We start from the raw sequence: 18,414 nt of genomic DNA, 5'->3' as shown, positions 1-18,414 counted from the left end.
CTTTTCCATGAGATAGATATTTTGTAATTCTTTTTTTACAAAAAGTAAACCGTAGCTAGTGATATATGCAACTTTATTTTAAAGATATATCAAATTCATCTTCAATAATTCTTAAAACTTTTTCTCTATCTGAATCATCTAAAAAACTTAATTTTTCATACCAATCATTATGAATATAATGACCTTCTACTAAATTAGCTTTATTTAAGTTCATAGAAGGCTAGTATAACAGAAGAATAATTGATTCATTCATTAATTATTTAACTCCAGATAAATGTAAAAGGCTAGAAAGAAAAAAATTGCTTAATAGTTCAAAAAAATGTTTACCTTATTCACATAGATCCAAACTAACTTTTTATCTACTATAATATTTATTTTAAAATAAAAGTAGATAGATTTCCTAACAAATCTATCTACTTTTATAATCTAAAACCATTAAAGTAACTACAAATATATTCGTTATTACTTAAATGTATTTACAATCTTTGTTACAATTGCATCAGCTTTTTTTATAATATCTGATACTCCCATTTTCAAAACTTTTTTACCTTTAAATCTCTCTTCACCTTTAATTGATATATCATTTGTTAAGATTACACATACTGCTTCTTCTATATCTCTTTTCTTTAATTCATTTTCTACTCCTGCACCACCTTGAGTTTCTATGATTACTTCAACTCCATGGTTCTTACCAGCTAATACTAATGCTTCTGCTGCCATATAAGTATGTGCAACTCCTGATGGACATGATGTAACACCTACAATTTTCATAATTAAGTCCTCCCTTATAGTTCTTCAAAGTTTAGTTCAAAATCTTCTTCTTCTTTTACTTTATTATCATTATCTTTATTTACCTTTTTAAGCATATTTATCATTACAGCAGTTACTATGGATCCTCCAACTACACCTAAAATGTACCCTAATTTCCCTTCGACAACTGGTAATACTATAAGCCCTCCCCAAGGAGCATGATTTAAAACTCCAAATAAGAATGGGATAATATTTCCTACTATTGCACCTACCATAATTGATGGGATAACACGTAATGGATCATTTGCAGCAAAAGGTATTGCCCCTTCTGTAATTCCTACACATCCCATTAATAAAGCACCTTTGCCAGCTTCTCTTTCTTCAGTATTATATTTTTTAGGTGCTAATAATGTAGCTAATCCCATACCTATTGGTGGAGTACATATAGCAACCCCAACACCACCCATTAAATATGGTAATGTATCAACTTGAGTTTGTGCAAATAATGTAGCAACTTTATTTACAGGTCCTCCCATATCAAATGCAGTCATACCACCTAAAATTGTAGCTAGAGGAATTTTACCAACATCACCTAAACCAGCTAACCAACTTGTAAGTCCTTCCATAACAGCTGCTATTGGAGTTCCTATCACCCAAACTATAATACCTCCAGTAATTAATGTTCCAAATAAAGGGTATAAGAATATTGATCCTAATGATTTTAATGAAGTTGGTAATTTAATTTTCTTTAACTGATTAACAACAACCCCTGCAATATATCCTGCAATCATCCCACCTAAAAAACCAGCGCCTACTTCTTTTGCTAAATAAGCTCCTAGCATACCAGGTGCTAAACCTGGTTTATCTGCAATAGAATATGCAATATATCCACCTAATACTGGTATAAATAATGTTAAACCAGCTAGTCCTATTTGGGCTAACCCTGCTAACCATCCTTCTGTAGGAGTAGTTGGAACATCATTTAACATTACTGATAGTGAAAATAAAATTCCTCCTGCAACTATAAATGGAATCATATGTGATGTTCCAGTTAATGTATGCTTTTTTAATGTTAATAAACTCTTTCTCCAATCCATTTTATTCACCTAATCCTTCCCTTAACATATTATAAATTTCTTCTTTTTCACTAATTGATAACTTTTCTATAAATTCCTTATGCATTAACCTTCTAGCTAGTCTTGATATTATTTTTATATGAGTATTTCCTTCATCATTACCTGGAACAGCTATTAAAATTATTATATTAGCCAATTCTCCTGTTTCAGGATTCCATAAAATTTTATTCTTCAATCTACCAAAACAAATTGCCGGTCTCAAAACGTTTTCTGTTTTCCCATGTGGAAGTCCAATATCATTTCCAATTGAGGTTGGAGATAATTTTTCCCTTGCAAGGACATCTTTGTAAAACTTCTCTGTATCTGTTATTACACCTTGTTCTTTTAGCTTCTTTACTAACACTAATATCGCTTCATTTTTTTCTTTTTCATCTATATCAAATATAATGCATTCTCTTTTTACAATTGAATTCATTTATAAAACTACCTCCAATTCTGATTTTCTTATTATTTCTTTAATTTCATTTAATGAATTAGCTTTTTCTAATCTGTTAATTAAATTTGTATTTTTCATCATTCTCATTAAAACTACAACTGCTGGAATATGCTCTTTTTTATCTTTACTTGCTAAGCAAAAAATTACTTTTGCTTTTTTTTCACCAAACTCTATATATTCTCTACTAACTATTAGACTAATACAACTTCTATATACTCCAGTAATGCCTCTGCCATGTAATAATGCAAAACTATTGTCTGTTATTGAATAAAATCCCACACTTTCTATTGTATTAATTATGTCTTCTTTATAGCTTTCGTCTATAAAATTTTCCTTTTCAAGTAGTTTAGTGGACTCTTTTACAGCTACTTTCCACTCCATCTTTTCTTCATAAAATTCAATGCAATTATCAAATAATAGATCGCTAAGTTTACTAATCTTTGATGGTGTAATAAGATTTTCGTATCCAAATTCTTTTTTAATAATATCAAGAACCCTCATTTTATCAATTTCATTTAAAAAATTTAGTTTTTCACTTATAGAATAATAATTAGCTCCTATCTTTTTTCTTTCTATTCCCATCTTTTCAATATTTGCATAATCCTTATCAGACAATACTGGATTAACTATTAAACATCCTTTTTTATTTTGAACATTTATTTTTACTGTAGATATTATAAAATCTATATTTCGCCAGTTATTATAAGTAGTCAACTTATATACAGGTATAGTATCTACAACATTTACTTGAAATTCATGTAATAAAGATTCCTTTAACATAGCAGTACTTCCATAACCATGTCCACAAACTAATAATATATTTTTAGTTGATGTCTTTGTTATACGCTTTATACTTGCAATAAAATATATAGTTAAATAGGTTATTTCATCATAATTATTAATGTTCTTTAATCCATCAATATCTTTAATAACTTTTGAAACAGCATGAAATACATCTATATACTTTTCAGGAAGTATTGAAAATACTTCATCATAAAGATTTATTCTTCCGGTAACTCTCTTTATTAAAGGTATAATATGATTTAATAGTCCATCTATTAATATATTATCCTTACTAAAGTCTATATCCATTTCTTTTGACATAGCCTCAATCAAATGTGATACTATTGTTTCAATATAAATTAAATCCATATCTCCATCTAAACCAACATCTTTATTTATATAATTTATTAATCTAATAAGTACCTTTTGCTTTTTATGACTTATTTTTATTTTTATAATTGCTTCTAAATCAATTATAAAGTTATCATATATATCAGAATACTGATTTTTTATTGTTGATTCCAATGGATTTTCTTTTCCTTTTAATATAAACCAAATAACTACTAATATATTTGATACATACCACTTGTAAGCATCATCAGTTAAAATACAGTTCATATTTTCAAGAAGATCATCTATCCATTTAATTACATCGTTTAATTCAATTGCTGAAAACGCATTTTCTATAATATCTACTGCATAAGATTCAAAAGCATTTAAAGTCAATTTTTCACCCTTTAACAAATATACATATTTTTCAAATTCATTATTAACTAAGGCTACTCTATTATTTTTTAATCCATCTAGAAAAAAATGATCAGTATAAGTAATCTTAATATTATTTTTAGATAATTTATTTTCTAAGAATGTTATATCATTTTTTATTGTTGATCTTGATACTTGAAAATCTAAGCTTAGTTTATTAATTTTCAGTCTACGATTGTCTATTAATAAAATTAGTAAAATTAAAGAGACTCTTTCTTCTTGAGAATAAATAAAATCGTTTTCTTTTGTTAGAATAGAAGTGTTAATATTTTCAGGAAAAATAATGCTTCCCTTTGATAATTTTTCAATTAAGGACATTTTATTATATTCTAAAATGTTATTAATTCTGTCTATGTCATATCTAACATACCTTTCTTTAATATCTAAACTAGTTGATATTTCTTTGTACGTACTTTCCTTATTACTTTCCAAATAATCAATTATTTTTAACATTCGTCCGCTTAACAACTTATTTCCCCCTCAATAAACCACCTCTGACAATAATAATTATATATAAAAAATATCACACATATAAGTTAGAGGTTTTGTAATTTTTTTTTCATAATTTAGACTGGACAAATTTTGTATTTTTTTTTACATAATATCTAAACCTATTTTTATAAGTGAATATACAAATTAGCATACATAATTTATAAAAATAGCTTTTCATCATAAACATACAATGAAAAGCTACTTTTATTTTATATTTATTTAGTTATATCCATTTATAATAACATCAAGTTTACCAATTTCCGGATCTATTACTAGACCATGAACTGATATTCCTTGTGGCATTAAAGGATGTCTTTTTATTAAATTAACACTATCTTTTATAGATTCTTCTACTGAATCAAATCCATGTAACCACTTTTTCACATCAATTCCGCCATTAAAAAGTGTATTTATAGCTTCCTGTGAGATTCCTCTATCAATAGCTTTTTCTAATAAATTTTCTGTATTTAAATTACACATCCCACATCCATGATGGCCAATCACAAAAATTTCATCTACATTAAATTCATAAATTGCAACAATAACGCTTCTAATTACACTTCCAAAAGGATGCATAATTGATGCTCCAGCATTTTTAACAATTTTAGCATCACCATTTTTTAAATTTAATGCTTTAGGTAGTAAATCTGTAAGTCTGGTATCCATACAAGATAAAATAAGTATCTTTTTCTTTGGCTCTTTTGAAGTTTTGTACTGTTCATATTCTTTATTCTCAACAAAATTTTTATTAAATTCTAATATATCATTTAATTTACTCATATAATCTCCTCTCTTATCTTTTTTAGTCTTTTTATTATTTTATACTAAGATTTTAATATTTCATATAGTTTTTTATGTAATGTTAATTGACTTTTTTGAACTCTTTTTTTTACACATATACTTATTTTAATTTCATTATATTTATGTTACTATACGAAAAGGAGTATTTAATGATATGGTTAAATTATTAAATTTAAACTTTAGTAAAAAATCTTAGAGACGTAACCTTTTGTTTATTAATTATATTTACAAAGTATCTTAAATTTAATATTTAATATTTATTATTTAATAATATAACTAGCTTTTGAAGAAAATATATATTATGATTATAAAAAATACAAATATAAGGTGGTACATATATGACAGTTTATGCAATAACATTTTACTTAAATGAAGACTCACATTCATGCGGATGTGAATCCCATGATCATGACCATAACCACGATCATGAACATCATCATAATCATCGTGATGATTATGAAATAGTTGGAACAATAAAATCACTTGGAGCTTGGGCTAACTTTATGCCTGATAGCTATTTAGTTAAAACTGATGTTTCAGCTAAAGAAATAGCAGAAAAAATTAAAGCATTCTTAGAACCTAATGATTTACTTTTTGTAACTAAAGTTGATGAAGATGATGTTGCATCTTTAACTCCTGGAGTTGTAGATTGGATAAAAGCTTAGTAACTAAAGAAATATAAGAGAGATGGATTTTATAGTAAATCCATCTCTTATATTTATTTAGTATTTTTAATAATAGAAGTACTATCTAATCTTAACAAAAAAATTTAACTATGTATAAGTTTATAATTAGTATATTTAATTATAAATTCTTCAATATTAGCTAAATTTAAATAATTTCATTACATAATCTGTCTACTAAGATTTCACTAATATAATAATTCTAAAATTAAACATTATCTCATCTATTATTCTTTAAACTTTCTTATACTATAGTTAATTAATTTTTTCTAATATGAAATACTTACCTTATTAACTTATAATAAAGTAAAACTAAACTAGAAGGAGGTATTAAAATTGATGAATGCATTAACAATTTTTATTTTACAACTTATTTATGTTCCTCTTTTAACTCTTAGAACTACCTTCGTTGTAAAAGGTAAGAAGGCTCAATCATCATTATTTGCTTTTCTTGAAGCTATTATTTATATAGTAAGTCTTGGGATAGTTTTCTCTGATTTAAGTAACTTACTTAATATAGGTGCTTATATAATTGGATATGGTATTGGAATATACTTAGGAGGAATAATAGAAGAAAAATTAGCCATTGGATATAGATCTATTCATGTAAATTTAACAAATTATAACCAAGAGTTAATAGATAGACTACGAAGTTTAAAATTTGGTGTAACTATTTATACCGGAGAAGGAATTAATAAAGAAAAAAGGTACAGACTTGAAATAGTTTCTCATAGAAATAGAGAAAATGAAGTTATATCTATTATTGAATCAATGGAAAAAAACGCCTTCATAGTTTCTTATGAACCTACACAATTCAAAGGTGGATATATAATAAAACATATAAAAAATTTGTAAATAAACTTTAATAACCCTATAAGAAAGTTCTTATTTTAATGATAAAATTTAAACAATTGTATTTAACTTAACTTAAGATATAAAAGGAAGTTATTAAAAAATAACTTCCTTTTATATCTTAAAGAATTATTAAACTTGCAAATAATTTAGCTAAAGATTATAGTTAAAAAACTTTTTTATGATCTGTATAACTTTCTCATTCTGATCCTTTGTGCCCATTGAAATTCTAACAAATCCATTCATTCCTATTAAAGCACCATCTTTTATTATTATGCCTTCTTCTTTCATAAAGTTTACGAACTCCGTTGCTCTATGACCTAATTTAATCATAATAAATGATGCATATGATTTTATATATTCTAAATCAATCTCTTCTAAAGCTTTTTCATACATTCTAAGCGCTTCTTTATTTTCAATTCTAACTTTCTCTACATACTCTTTTTCATCTATAACTCTTACTGCCAAAGCTTGTGCATAAGAATTTAAATCAAAAGGTCCTATAACAAAATTAAACTCATCATTTATTTTAGGTCTAGCAATGCTATATCCTACTCTAACACCAGCTAATCCATATGCTTTTGAAAAAGTTCTTAATATTATAACATTAGAAAACTCTTTATAAATTTTTATAGAATCTAATGGATCCTTATCTAAAAATTCTACATAAGCTTCATCTAAAACTACTTTAACATAAGATGGAACCTTTTTTAAGAATGCTATAATCTCTTCATCAGTTAATAATGTCCCTGTTGGATTATGAGGATTTGATATCCAAATTAATCTTGTATTTTCATTTATTTTTTCTAAAGTTGTATCTAAATCAATTCCATAATTCTTTAATGGAACTTTAATATACTTACATTCTTTTATTTTTGCAGCAATCTCATATGTCGGGAAAGCTACTTCAGGCATTATTACTTCATTATTTCCTCTTACTAAGCCAAAAGTTAAAGCCTTAATTAAATAGTCTGAACCGTGAGAGCAAACTACTTCTTCTTTTGTCACGCCAAAATGCTGAGCAATCTTTTCTCTCACTAAACCATTTGTCACATCTGGATATAACTTAGGGTTTATATCTTTTATGTAGTCTTCTATATTAAAATGATGCTTTATTTGGTTCTCATTTGAATCTAACTTAATTAACTCCCAACTCAAATTTATCACCTATGCTAACTTATTTTTGCAATCATTTGTTGTTTCAAAATCATATAAATTTTGTAATGAATATTCAACCATATTTGCTACTGCTTCGTCTGTATAGAATCCATAATGAGGTGTTACTATAGCATTAGGGAATGATTTTAAAGTTAATAATGTCTCATCTTTAATTACATTATTTTGATGATTATTATGGAAAATTCCATACTCATATTCATAAACATCTGTTGCTACACCGCCAATTTTTTCACTCTTTAATCCTTCAATTAAAGCCTTAGCATCCATTAATTGTCCTCTAGATGTATTTATTAAAATTACTCCATCTTTCATTTTAGCAATTGTTTCTCCGTTTACTAAATGATAATTATCATCTGTTAATGGACAGTGAAAAGATATTATATCTGCTTGTTCAAATACTTCATCTAATGTTTTATATTCTAAATATTTTGCAGCATTTTCACTTGGGTATAAATCATATCCAATCATCTTACAGCCAAATCCAGAAAATGCTTTAATAGCAGTTTGTCCGATTCTTCCTGTTCCTATAAATCCAATTGTCTTATTTCTTAATTCAAATCCAATTAATCCACCTAATGAAAAATCTTGAGCTTCTACTCTTCTAAATGCTTGTTTAAAGTTTCTTGCTAAACATAAAGTAAGTCCTACTGCAAATTCTCCTACTGCATTTGGTGAATAAGCTGGTACATTTGATACACCTATTCCGAATTCTTTAGCTGCTTCTAAATCAATATTATTATATCCTGCAGAACGAGTTGCTAAATATTTAACACCTAATTTAGAAATAAGTTCTATTGCTTCTCTATTTGCATTACAATTTCCTAATATACTTACAGCATCGTACCCTTCTGCTAAATTAGCATTTGAAGGTCCAAAAGACTCCTTTAAAATTGTAATTTCATGATTATACTTGCTTGAAAATTTTTCAAAACTGCTCATTTCATCTGGTCTTACACAATAAGCTAACACTTTCATAATTAAAACTCCTTTTTATACACTTTATTATTTTTATTAAAAAGAAATATAGTAGGAGTTACCTCCTACATATAATTTCTTTTTATTCAAATGTTAATTTGTAATCTTCTTCTGAAACTATTTTTACAATCTTAGTAAACACATAGTTAAATAAAATTCCTAATGCTATTGGAACAACTACGAATATTAAAGTAACTATAATTATGTTTGATGTTGTATATCCACCCATTAAATTTAAAGCATTTATTGGGCCTATTAGTCCTGAAATACCAAATCCAGCACTCATTGGTGTACCTTGAATATTAAACATTCCAGCTAATGCTCCTAAAACCGCAGCATTACAAAGGACTGGAACCATCATTATTGGCTTCTTAATTAAGTTAGCCATTTGCATCTTAGGAGAACCAAGGAAATGTGCTATTGAAGTACCAAATGAATTTACTTTCCATCCACCAATAGCTAAACCAAATCCTGCTGCTACTACTCCTAAATTAGCTGCACCTGATCCTACTCCTGCAAGAGCAATCGCTGTCGCAACAGCAACAGTAGAAAAAGGTGAAACAATTAAAAATGCAAAAGATACAGATATTAATATTCCCATTACTATTGGTTGTAAAGTAGTGAATTTATTAATAACATCACCAATAGCTAGTGTTATTCCTTTAACATATGGTAGCGTAACAATACCTATTGTTCCTGCTACAATTACAACTATTGCTGGAACTAATAATATAGTATACGCTTTCAATTTGTTACCTAAAAGAAGAACAAGTCCAACTGCTATAGCTGCTGTAATTGCAGCATTAATTACATCACCTGTACCTGCAAATACAAAGGTACCTTTTTCAGCAACTTTTGCTACACCCGATCCAATTACAGTAGCCATACCTACAGAAGCTGTTTGAATCGGAGTTAATTTAAATTGCATTGCAATACAAACTCCAATTACCATTGGTGTAAGTCTCATTGCAAGTACAGTTACATCAAAAATTGTTTGTGCTGGAGCAAAATGAGGGATTATTGCTTTTAATAACTCCCCTAATAGGGCATTTGGTATAAGTGCTACTACAATACCAATACTTAACCCTGTTAATAGCTTGTCCGAAAACTGCTTAGCTGTCATCTTATCATTGCTCATAATTTCCGTCTCCTTTATCTTATTTAATTTAATTTTAAAAATCCATCTATAATATACATTAAAATATTTATTTTGTCAATTTTAAGTCAAACTTTATCACTTTTTCCTGGAATTCCATTTCACTCCTGTCTTAATATATCTAAATTTAAGATAATTTGTATATTTATAATTCCTATTTTTATAGATTATAGAATTAAATTCTAAAGTTTCCAGTACACTCCCTCGATAATTTATATAGCACAAAAATAGGAGGTACATATGAAAAATTTAAACAAATCAATTAAAGCAAAAATAATATTACTTTCTTCATCTTTATTGCTAACATCACTTTTAATTCTTACAGCTGTTACAACCTTTGTAGTAAATAAGCAAGTAAGTGATGAATCAATAAAAATGATGAATGAATTAGCTCAAAGAAGTGCAGGTGACTTAAAAGAATATGTAAATAAATATCTTATGTTATCTGAAACATTAGCTTCAACTGTATCTATGTCTTCATATTCAGATATTGAAAAAAACTTAAAATCACTTAACAAGTATCTATCTCAACATAATTTAGATACGATACTAATTGCAGATAAGTCTGGTAATGCTTTAAATACTGATAATAAAACTCTAAATATTGCAGATAGAGATTATTTTAAAAATGCTATGTCAGGTAAAACAACAGTTAGTAGTCCATTAACAGATAAGGTTACCGGAAAAACTCTAATTGTTTATGCATCTCCAATTAAAAATAACGGAGAAGTAGTAGGAGTACTGTCATTCGCAAGAGATGCCAAAGAAATATCTAACAAAGTAGCAAATATAACTTTTAGAAGTACAGGAAAAACATGTTTAATAGACAGTAATGGTAGAACTATAGGACATTATGAATACGAAAGAGTTCAAAAAGGCGAAAATATTATTGAATTAGCTAAAACTAATCCTGAATTAGCTGAACTAGCTAAAAGTATTGAAAAAATGAAATCTGGTGAAACTGGAGTTGATGAATACGGATTCAATGGGACCAAGAGAGTAATCTCTTATGTTAATATTCCAGAACTGAATTGGTCTATAGGCCTTATGGTTGATAGCAGTGATCTATTTTCAGTAGTTTATACTATTTTAAAAATAGTTACTACTATTGGTATAATAACTTTAATTCTTTCAGTAGTTATAGCTTATAAATTCTCTGATTCTATTAGCAAGAGATTAACTTTAGTTTCTAATATAGTTTCTAACTTTGCAAAAGGAGACTTTTCTCAAGTTCTTCCTAAAAAAGAATTAGATGAAAAAGATGAAGTAGGCATAATACTTACTTCTATAGAAAAATCTCAAACTTCTTTAAAGGATATGATTTTCTCTATTAAGAATTCTTCAAATACTTTAGAAAACGAAGCTTTATCTTTAACTAATATGTCTGAAGATTACTTAACTTCTTGTAAAAACATAATTGCAGCAACAAAAGAAAGTTCTGAAGGTACATATACTCAAGCTAATCAACTTTCAAATATAGCAGTTGCTATGGATACATTTGATGTTAATTTAAATTCTATAATTTCATCAATTACTAATATTGCTACTATGGTAAATAATATTAATCATAAATCAACAGCATCTAATAAAGACATAGCTGAACTAGTAGTAACAATAAAAACTTTAGAAAATAACTTTAAATCTTTTAGTAACAGTGTATTAAGCATGAAAAATAACATTACTGATATTACGACTATAACTGATGTTATAAATTCATTATCAGAACAAACTAATCTTCTTGCTTTAAATGCAGCTATTGAGGCTTCAAGAGCTGGAGAAGCTGGCAAAGGTTTTGCTGTAGTAGCAGATGAAATAAGAAAACTAGCAGAAGAAAGTAAGTCCTCTTCTAGCAAAATTACTTCTATAGTGCAAAACGTTCTTACTGAAACTTCAGTTATTGTTAAAGAAAATAATAACATAAGCTCATTGCTTCAAACTCAAATAGGTGAAACAACAAAAGCTATGAATAGCTTTGATGAAATTATATCTTTAGTTCATGATGTTACTAAAGAAATAAATGTTTTAAATAAGAGTTCGGATGATATATCCTCAGGAAAGCAAAATATAATAGATAGCATAAATAATTCTTCTGCTATATCTGAAGAATTAAGTGCAGCTACTGAAGAAATACATGCTTCATCAACTGAATTATCTACTTCAAGTGAAAGAGTTTCTGATTCAGCTGAAAACTTACATGGATTAACACAATCTATATTAGATAAACTTAGTCAATTTAAAATAGATTAGATAAAAAATAGATGCTTGTAAAATAAATTTTTATTACTTATTTTACAAGCATCTTTATTTTTTATATTAAAACCTATTTATAGTATAACTAATATTAATATTTGTAATGTATTGCATCTTTATACTCATTAAATATTTTTTGATTTAATTCATCTCCCCCATCAAGATTTGCACTATAGAAAATAGGCGGCTTATCTATTCCTTTATTTATTAACTCCTGTGCAACTTCCGCAACTATTGAATTCATTATAGTTGCAGCTATTACAGTTGAAGTTGGTCCTACCTTTTGATCAATACCATCTATTTCTACACAAGCATCTCCAATATCCCCATGATTGTCTAATACTATATCAGATATTTCATAAAGATTTTTTCCTGAAGGATGTCTTGATGTAACAGATTTAGAGTATTTTAAATTTGTAATGCATATTACTTTAGCATTTCTTTTTTGGGTTTCAATAGCTACTTCAATTGATACAGGATTCCTTCCTGAAACTGAATGAACTATAACTATATCACCTTCCTTTACTTGTGTTTTATTCATAACTGCACTACCATAACCTACTAATCTTTCTACCTCACTAGTTAGAGTAATTGGCGATGTATCTAACATAAGAGCCTTTGCAAATATAGGATTAATAACTACAAGTCCTCCTGCCCTATAATAAAGTTCTTCACTTATAATTCCTGCATGAGAAGCTCCAAAAACAAAGATAGATTTTTTATTTAAAATAGCATCTACCATTAATTTTACTGTAGCTTCCATATTTTCTTTTTCCTTTGATTCAACAGTATTAATTAATCTCTTTATTATATCAAAATATTTAAACTCCAAACTTTTCACTCCATTCGAAAATCAAATTTACTTAAGAAGGCTTAGAGAAAAATCTCCAAGCCTTCTCTTTTTATTCAGCTACTTTTTTATTTTTCATTATCAAATAACCTCCTACTGATATAGCTATAAGTGCAAGTATGACCATACTAAAATACCCTATAGCGTCACCTGTATTTGGAATAATATTATTATCATTTATATTTCCACCATTGCCCGTGTTTCCATTATTATTTGAATTTCCTCCGTTATTTGTACCTCCAACATTATCAGTACTTCCTCCGTTATTACCGCCATTGTCTCCACCTGTTTCTCCGTTATCTCCACCCGGCTTTTCATTTTCTTCTGATTCGAGCTGTTTAATTTTTTCTACAGCAGCTTGTAACTTATCTATATTAGTTACTAAAGCCTTATCTTTTTCTGAAAGAACATTGAATCTATCCATTAAAGACATAACTAATGATTTATGCTTTAATATAATATCATCAGGTAAATTATTAATGTCTTCAATTAACGTTTTTACCTCTTCTGTTATTGCTTCTGTGTACTCTGAATATGCTCTATCACCAACAGCTTTTATTGCAAATCTATAATCCTCTAAATAATCATAATCTAAAGTAATTTCATAAGAATTGATATCTTCTTTTGATTCTACTCTAGTAGACCAATTGTTATTTAACTTGTTATCTAGTTCATAAATTACATATTTCTTCGCATTATCTACAGCTGACCAGGTAAGTCTTATCTTACCTTCATCAGTTCTCCTTACAACAAAGTCTTGAACCTTATTAGGTGCAACATCTGTTCTTTCTATTGTATAACCGTCATATAAGCTGTTACTATTTAATAGATATGATTCAATTTTTAGCTCTGAATTATTAACTTTTATTCCTGTATATACTTGATCCTTTGGTTGTTCAGTCTTTTCAAACAAATCAAGATTAGCATCTGGATGTTGATCATAATATTTAAATCCTGATGTATTACTTATTAAATACATAGTTCCTTTTGGATCTTTTACTTTTCCCTCAGTAACTACATCACCAGTTTTTTCCCCATTATAAAGTTGACTTGTTCTTGCATATATATGGTCATGGCCTTGAAGAACTAAATCTATACCTAGTTCGTCTATAACTGGCCCTAACATTGGTTTAACAACTTCTACTATATCCTTATCTTTAATATGTGATGACGTACTATATAAAGGTTTATGAAGAACAACAATTTTCCACTTTTTATCTGTTGCTATCATATCTCTTTTTAACCATTCAACTTGTGGCTTAAACATTTCCTGACTTTCTGCCATTTCTGTATTAAGCATTGCAAAATGAACATCATTATAATCAAAGGAATAAACTGAATTTAAAGGAGTAGCCATAACATCATTAGTTATTGGTAAATTAAAATGATTATTAAATCCTGTGTTATTTCTTCCTTCATGGTTTCCTACAACTGGAGCCATAGGCAAGTTTAATAAATCACCTTTAGCTTTTTCAAATAAATGTATCCATTCTTGCTCATTGTTAGGTACATTTAATCCTGCATCAACCATATCTCCACCCATTATAAAGAATTTAGAATCATTAAACCTACTATAGGCAGCGTTAAGTGTCTTTGCCCAAACATCATAGTCACCTTCATTTTTACCTTGAGCATCTGTTAAGTATAAAAATGAAAACGCTCCTTCACTGGATGTTTCAAAACTTCCTATTTCACTCCAAGTAGTTCCATCTCCAACTCTATAAAAATATTTTGTTCCTGGTTGTAAATCACTAGCAACTACTTTATGACTTTCATAAACTGCATTATCACCATTTAATTTTGTACCTACTGTTTCACATACTCCATTAAATACTGTAGCTTTAGAAAAATCTATATCTTGTCCACTATCCTTAACTACTTCTAACTTTGTCCCCTTAACATCTTTATCTGTATACCAAGCAAATCCCATTGAAGTTTCTGTATTTCCATTTGGAGTCATTACTAAAGTAAAAGGCTTTCCTGTTTTGCTTTCTTCTTCCTTTGGAGCTTCATTACTATAAAATTCTATTTTATCTAAATTTACTTTTGCTGAAGCATTAGCTGACTCATAAACAAACTTAACTGTATCTCCTTCATTCAAATTAATATTTATAATTTTTCCTTCATACTTATTATTTGAATTTATTTCTGGAAAATATATATTTCTAACTACCTTGTCATTAACATACATTGCAAGTCTTCCATCATCTTCAGAAGAATAATTAACAACCATTTTATTAGCTTTAGGTACATTTATAAATTCTGTATAAGCACCCTCACTACTTAATCCACCAATAGCCATACCGCCTGAAGCATTATTATCAAAATATTTATTTGCTGATCCATTTAAAGTAGCTTTTTCAGCTTCTATCATTTCTATATATTCTTCTTCAATTTCTGACTGCTCTAAGGCGTTGTATAAAATATTTCCTGTAGAATCAATTGGTAAATTTAAACCTAATAATTTAGACATTGTAGGAACAAAATGAGAGTTGTAAATTTTATCAGTATAAACTTCTCCTTTTTTGACTCCATTTCCCCACATAAAAGAAGCAATATTTTGAGCTTCTTTTTCTAAGCTATCATGTTGCCCTCTTGCAGTTAAAGCTGAAACTTGTGGTCCTTGGAAATGATATGGAGTTTTAGGTGATACTATTAAGTCCGCAAAACTTTTTCTTACACCTCTTTCTTCCATTTCATCTGGTAGCATTATTTCACCAATGTAATCTTGGTCCTTAAGAACCTCTAATATTTTTTTATTTTTTTCAGCTATTACAGATTCATCAAATTCACCTACATATGAAACTTGTGCTTGTAAACCTACTGTTACAATAGCTATATCTGTTCCTTCTGATGGTACTGATGTTTGACTTGGATGTAAAAATTCACATTTAAAACCATCACCTAAACTTTCTATTGCACTAGTTAAAGCTGGCAATTTACTCTTTGTACTATCATCTAAAGGAGAGTTTTGTGAACCAAAGTTTGCCATCCCGTGATCTGCTGTTAAAACAAAAGTCATTTTGTCATAAACTCCAGAATCCTTGCAAGCTTGAATAAATTCACCTAACTTTTTGTCCATTAATTCTAATCTATTTACTACATTTTCTTTTCTTTCTTCTTCTGTTTTAGCCAGTTTTACCCCATAAGTTTCAGCTTCATTATGTCCTACACCATCTAAATCATCCATATATAAAGCTATAAATCTTGGAAGTTTATCTAAAGTTATATCTGAAACCTTTAGGTTTTTAACTAGTTCTATAGCTGTATCAAAGCGTGCAACTGCATCTGTGTATCCTGTTGTGCCTGGATCTGAATTAATATATGGGTTTACTTCATCACCAATTACTGTACCTCTATCTTCAAAGGCAAATTGATTTATTGATAAAGCATTTAACCCTTGCCTTACTACGCTTTCAGCCATTGTTTCACTTTCATTTCTTCTTGATGGAGCTTCTTGAATAACTGTATTTTGATCCTTATTAAAATATCTATAGCTATTTCCTGTATATTTTGATGTTGTTCCTGATGCTATTGCAGCTTGCATAGGATTTGTAATTGAAGGAATTCCTGTAGTTGCATTTGAAAAATAAACACCTTCATTATTTTTTATATTACTAAGTGTTGGAATTTTACCTTGTTCTTCTGCTAAATCTACATAATAATTAGCAAATCCATCCCAATTTATATATACAACTGTATTTCCTTCTGGAATTTCAGGCTTAACTACATATTTAACCTTAGTAACTAAGTTTGAAGTTTTACCATCTTTATTAGTAGCTGAAATATGAATATCATTATTACCTTCACTTAATGTTATTTCTGCTGAAAATTTATTATCTAAAGTAGATACTTCAATACCATTTACTTTAACAATTGAATCCATATCAACAGTTCCTGTTAAAGTAATTATATCTTTATAGACTGTTAAGTTGTTTTTAGGATAGGTGACTGTTATTTTTGGTGCTGCTGATACTTGTTCAAATATCCATGCTTTACCTTCATTATTATTAGGTGCATTAGCTCTAAGGATATTACAAATAGTTGCTGGAATATCTTTAATACTTAGTTGTCCTTTAACACCACTACCATTTTCAATATCATTTCCTGAAACTACACAAAATACTTCTTTATAATTTAAATTATCTGTCCTAAATACCCCTGAGGCTGCTGCTGAGAAACTTTTTCCTTCTATTGGATTAATTAAATAATCACAGTAGTCACTTGATAAACCTAACTCTTTATTAGAATATACTTTTTCAATATTTTCACCTATATCATTTGTTTTATCATTTAAATATTCTAATACCTTAGTTTTATCTTCTTCAGTAGCTTTATTAGTAAAATATAATTGAGCAAATGACATAATATATTGCTTAACAACTACAACTTTTGCATCATTAACAATTGGTCCGCCACCACTTTCCACTGCCTTTACCTCTGTTGCTGATGTTATTTTACTAGCTAAACTTGCTGTAGTAATTTTACTTCCAATAGTATAAACAGTTGATAATGAATTTAAAATTATTGTTGTATCATCATACTTTCCATTATCATTTAAAGCTTTTATAACTTTTCCTATATTTGCATCAATAAGTCTTATAGTATCATCTAATTTATTATTTATTGATGAGTCTGTTCCGCCCCATCCCACCATTTTTATGTCATTAGAGTAAGCTGTTATAAGTCTTGGTGTATTATCCTTATTAATAGCTTCCACTATATCTTTTGTTACTGTCTCTATTGATAAAAGCTTATCTCCTTTATCATATTCTTTAAGAACATAGTTTTCATTTCCTTCTTTATAAACACCTCTACCATCAATAGATTTATCAGCAAGTTGCCATCCAGTAGCTAGTACATTTATTCCATTATTATCTTCTATAAACTTTTCAAATATAGTTTGAGCTTCCATTTTAAAAGCCACATTTGTATCATTTATACATGTATTGTTATTTCTATCATAATATCTATATAAAAATCTATTTGTATCTGTATCTGCCCCCGTTAAAGCTGCTGCTTGTGAACCTCCATAAGCAGGAATAACAGTTTCTACTTCTCTTAGTCTTGTCCCATTGTTAATTAATAAATCAATATTAGGTGTTTCTACTCCCCTTTCCTTTATTTCTTCATACATTTTATCTGATAAGCCATCAATTACAATATTAATGACTCTTTTGTTATTTGTTCCTTCAGCAAATGTTGGTTTAAAATGTACCATTGATAATAATAAAAGTGTTGACACTATTAACGAAATACCCCGTTTTACCTTATTAAATCCCCTCATAATTTCCTCCTAAACATAA

The 18,414-nt window shown here is 28.1% G+C and carries 14 protein-coding genes; 3 read left to right on the top strand and 11 right to left on the bottom strand.

Annotated features, from left to right (window positions below):
- Positions 1 to 73 precede the first annotated feature (73 nt).
- From ACH36K_RS06525 to ACH36K_RS06500, 6 genes are all read right to left on the bottom strand, one after another.
- Positions 74 to 214, bottom strand: coding sequence for a hypothetical protein (locus ACH36K_RS06525; RefSeq protein ID WP_411170142.1), 141 nt, complete (start codon positions 212 to 214; stop codon positions 74 to 76).
- A gap of 248 nt (positions 215 to 462) precedes the next feature.
- Complete coding sequence (locus ACH36K_RS06520) at positions 463 to 771, bottom strand: PTS fructose-like transporter subunit IIB (protein WP_411170141.1); 309 nt, start codon at positions 769 to 771, stop codon at positions 463 to 465.
- Between the two features lie 14 nt (positions 772 to 785).
- The gene (locus ACH36K_RS06515) at positions 786 to 1,847 is read right to left on the bottom strand and encodes a PTS fructose transporter subunit EIIC (RefSeq protein ID WP_411170140.1); all 1,062 of its coding nucleotides are present in this window, start codon (positions 1,845 to 1,847) and stop codon (positions 786 to 788) included.
- A 1-nt stretch (position 1,848) separates the two neighbouring features.
- Positions 1,849 to 2,301: a PTS sugar transporter subunit IIA gene (locus tag ACH36K_RS06510; protein WP_411170139.1), complete on the bottom strand. Its 453-nt coding sequence runs from the start codon at positions 2,299 to 2,301 to the stop codon at positions 1,849 to 1,851.
- Complete coding sequence (locus ACH36K_RS06505; RefSeq protein ID WP_411170138.1) at positions 2,302 to 4,338, bottom strand: BglG family transcription antiterminator; 2,037 nt, start codon at positions 4,336 to 4,338, stop codon at positions 2,302 to 2,304.
- Between the two features lie 243 nt (positions 4,339 to 4,581).
- A complete protein-coding gene (locus tag ACH36K_RS06500; RefSeq protein WP_411170137.1) occupies positions 4,582 to 5,142 on the bottom strand; it encodes a beta-class carbonic anhydrase in 561 nt (186 codons plus the stop codon).
- Between the two features lie 359 nt (positions 5,143 to 5,501).
- Between ACH36K_RS06500 and ACH36K_RS06495 the strand changes: the two genes are divergently transcribed.
- Together ACH36K_RS06495 and ACH36K_RS06490 are read left to right on the top strand one after the other, a co-directional pair.
- Positions 5,502 to 5,828 carry a hypothetical protein gene (locus ACH36K_RS06495; protein WP_411170136.1) on the top strand — a complete coding sequence of 109 codons (327 nt, stop codon included), beginning with the start codon at positions 5,502 to 5,504 and terminating at the stop codon, positions 5,826 to 5,828.
- Positions 5,829 to 6,185: 357 nt separating this feature from the next.
- On the top strand, positions 6,186 to 6,701 hold the full coding sequence (locus ACH36K_RS06490; RefSeq protein WP_411170662.1) for a DUF5698 domain-containing protein: 516 nt from the start codon (positions 6,186 to 6,188) through the stop codon (positions 6,699 to 6,701).
- Positions 6,702 to 6,851: 150 nt separating this feature from the next.
- Here the strand turns inward: ACH36K_RS06490 and hisC are convergent, their stop codons facing one another.
- The 3 genes from hisC to ACH36K_RS06475 form a co-directional block, all read right to left on the bottom strand.
- Entirely contained in the window at positions 6,852 to 7,856 is a 1,005-nt protein-coding gene (gene hisC, locus ACH36K_RS06485) for a histidinol-phosphate transaminase (RefSeq protein WP_411170135.1), read from the bottom strand.
- 9 nt (positions 7,857 to 7,865) lie between these two features.
- Entirely contained in the window at positions 7,866 to 8,852 is a 987-nt protein-coding gene (locus ACH36K_RS06480; RefSeq protein ID WP_411170134.1) for a D-isomer specific 2-hydroxyacid dehydrogenase family protein, read from the bottom strand.
- Positions 8,853 to 8,934: 82 nt separating this feature from the next.
- Positions 8,935 to 9,990, bottom strand: coding sequence for a PTS transporter subunit IIC (locus tag ACH36K_RS06475; RefSeq protein ID WP_411170133.1), 1,056 nt, complete (start codon positions 9,988 to 9,990; stop codon positions 8,935 to 8,937).
- 258 nt (positions 9,991 to 10,248) lie between these two features.
- Between ACH36K_RS06475 and ACH36K_RS06470 the strand changes: the two genes are divergently transcribed.
- A complete protein-coding gene (locus tag ACH36K_RS06470; protein ID WP_411170132.1) occupies positions 10,249 to 12,255 on the top strand; it encodes a methyl-accepting chemotaxis protein in 2,007 nt (668 codons plus the stop codon).
- A 94-nt stretch (positions 12,256 to 12,349) separates the two neighbouring features.
- Here ACH36K_RS06470 and ACH36K_RS06465 read toward each other — a convergent pair whose 3' ends face one another.
- Both ACH36K_RS06465 and ACH36K_RS06460 read right to left on the bottom strand, forming a co-directional pair.
- Positions 12,350 to 13,099 (bottom strand): SIS domain-containing protein, encoded by a 750-nt coding sequence (locus ACH36K_RS06465; RefSeq protein WP_411170131.1) that lies wholly within the window; start codon positions 13,097 to 13,099, stop codon positions 12,350 to 12,352.
- Positions 13,100 to 13,160: 61 nt separating this feature from the next.
- The gene (locus tag ACH36K_RS06460; RefSeq protein WP_411170130.1) at positions 13,161 to 18,395 is read right to left on the bottom strand and encodes an alkaline phosphatase family protein; all 5,235 of its coding nucleotides are present in this window, start codon (positions 18,393 to 18,395) and stop codon (positions 13,161 to 13,163) included.
- Positions 18,396 to 18,414 lie beyond the last annotated feature (19 nt).

This window comes from Clostridium sp. MB05, assembly GCF_046581255.1.
In the GTDB taxonomy this organism is placed as follows: domain Bacteria; phylum Bacillota; class Clostridia; order Clostridiales; family Clostridiaceae; genus Clostridium.
This window is presented reverse-complemented; position numbering and strand designations above follow the sequence as displayed.

Bases quoted from the DNA above. Each gene is read 5' to 3' on its own strand.
- ACH36K_RS06495 (WP_411170136.1), top strand. From the start codon at position 5,502: ATGACAGTTTATGCAATAACATTTTACTTAAATGAAGACTCACATTCA.
- ACH36K_RS06500 (WP_411170137.1), bottom strand. From the start codon at position 5,142: ATGAGTAAATTAAATGATATATTAGAATTTAATAAAAATTTTGTTGAG.
- ACH36K_RS06510 (WP_411170139.1), bottom strand. From the start codon at position 2,301: ATGAATTCAATTGTAAAAAGAGAATGCATTATATTTGATATAGATGAA.
- ACH36K_RS06515 (WP_411170140.1), bottom strand. From the start codon at position 1,847: ATGGATTGGAGAAAGAGTTTATTAACATTAAAAAAGCATACATTAACT.
- ACH36K_RS06460 (WP_411170130.1), bottom strand. From the start codon at position 18,395: ATGAGGGGATTTAATAAGGTAAAACGGGGTATTTCGTTAATAGTGTCA.
- ACH36K_RS06475 (WP_411170133.1), bottom strand. From the start codon at position 9,990: ATGAGCAATGATAAGATGACAGCTAAGCAGTTTTCGGACAAGCTATTA.
- ACH36K_RS06520 (WP_411170141.1), bottom strand. From the start codon at position 771: ATGAAAATTGTAGGTGTTACATCATGTCCATCAGGAGTTGCACATACT.
- ACH36K_RS06470 (WP_411170132.1), top strand. From the start codon at position 10,249: ATGAAAAATTTAAACAAATCAATTAAAGCAAAAATAATATTACTTTCT.
- ACH36K_RS06490 (WP_411170662.1), top strand. From the start codon at position 6,186: ATGAATGCATTAACAATTTTTATTTTACAACTTATTTATGTTCCTCTT.
- ACH36K_RS06525 (WP_411170142.1), bottom strand. From the start codon at position 214: ATGAACTTAAATAAAGCTAATTTAGTAGAAGGTCATTATATTCATAAT.
- ACH36K_RS06480 (WP_411170134.1), bottom strand. From the start codon at position 8,852: ATGAAAGTGTTAGCTTATTGTGTAAGACCAGATGAAATGAGCAGTTTT.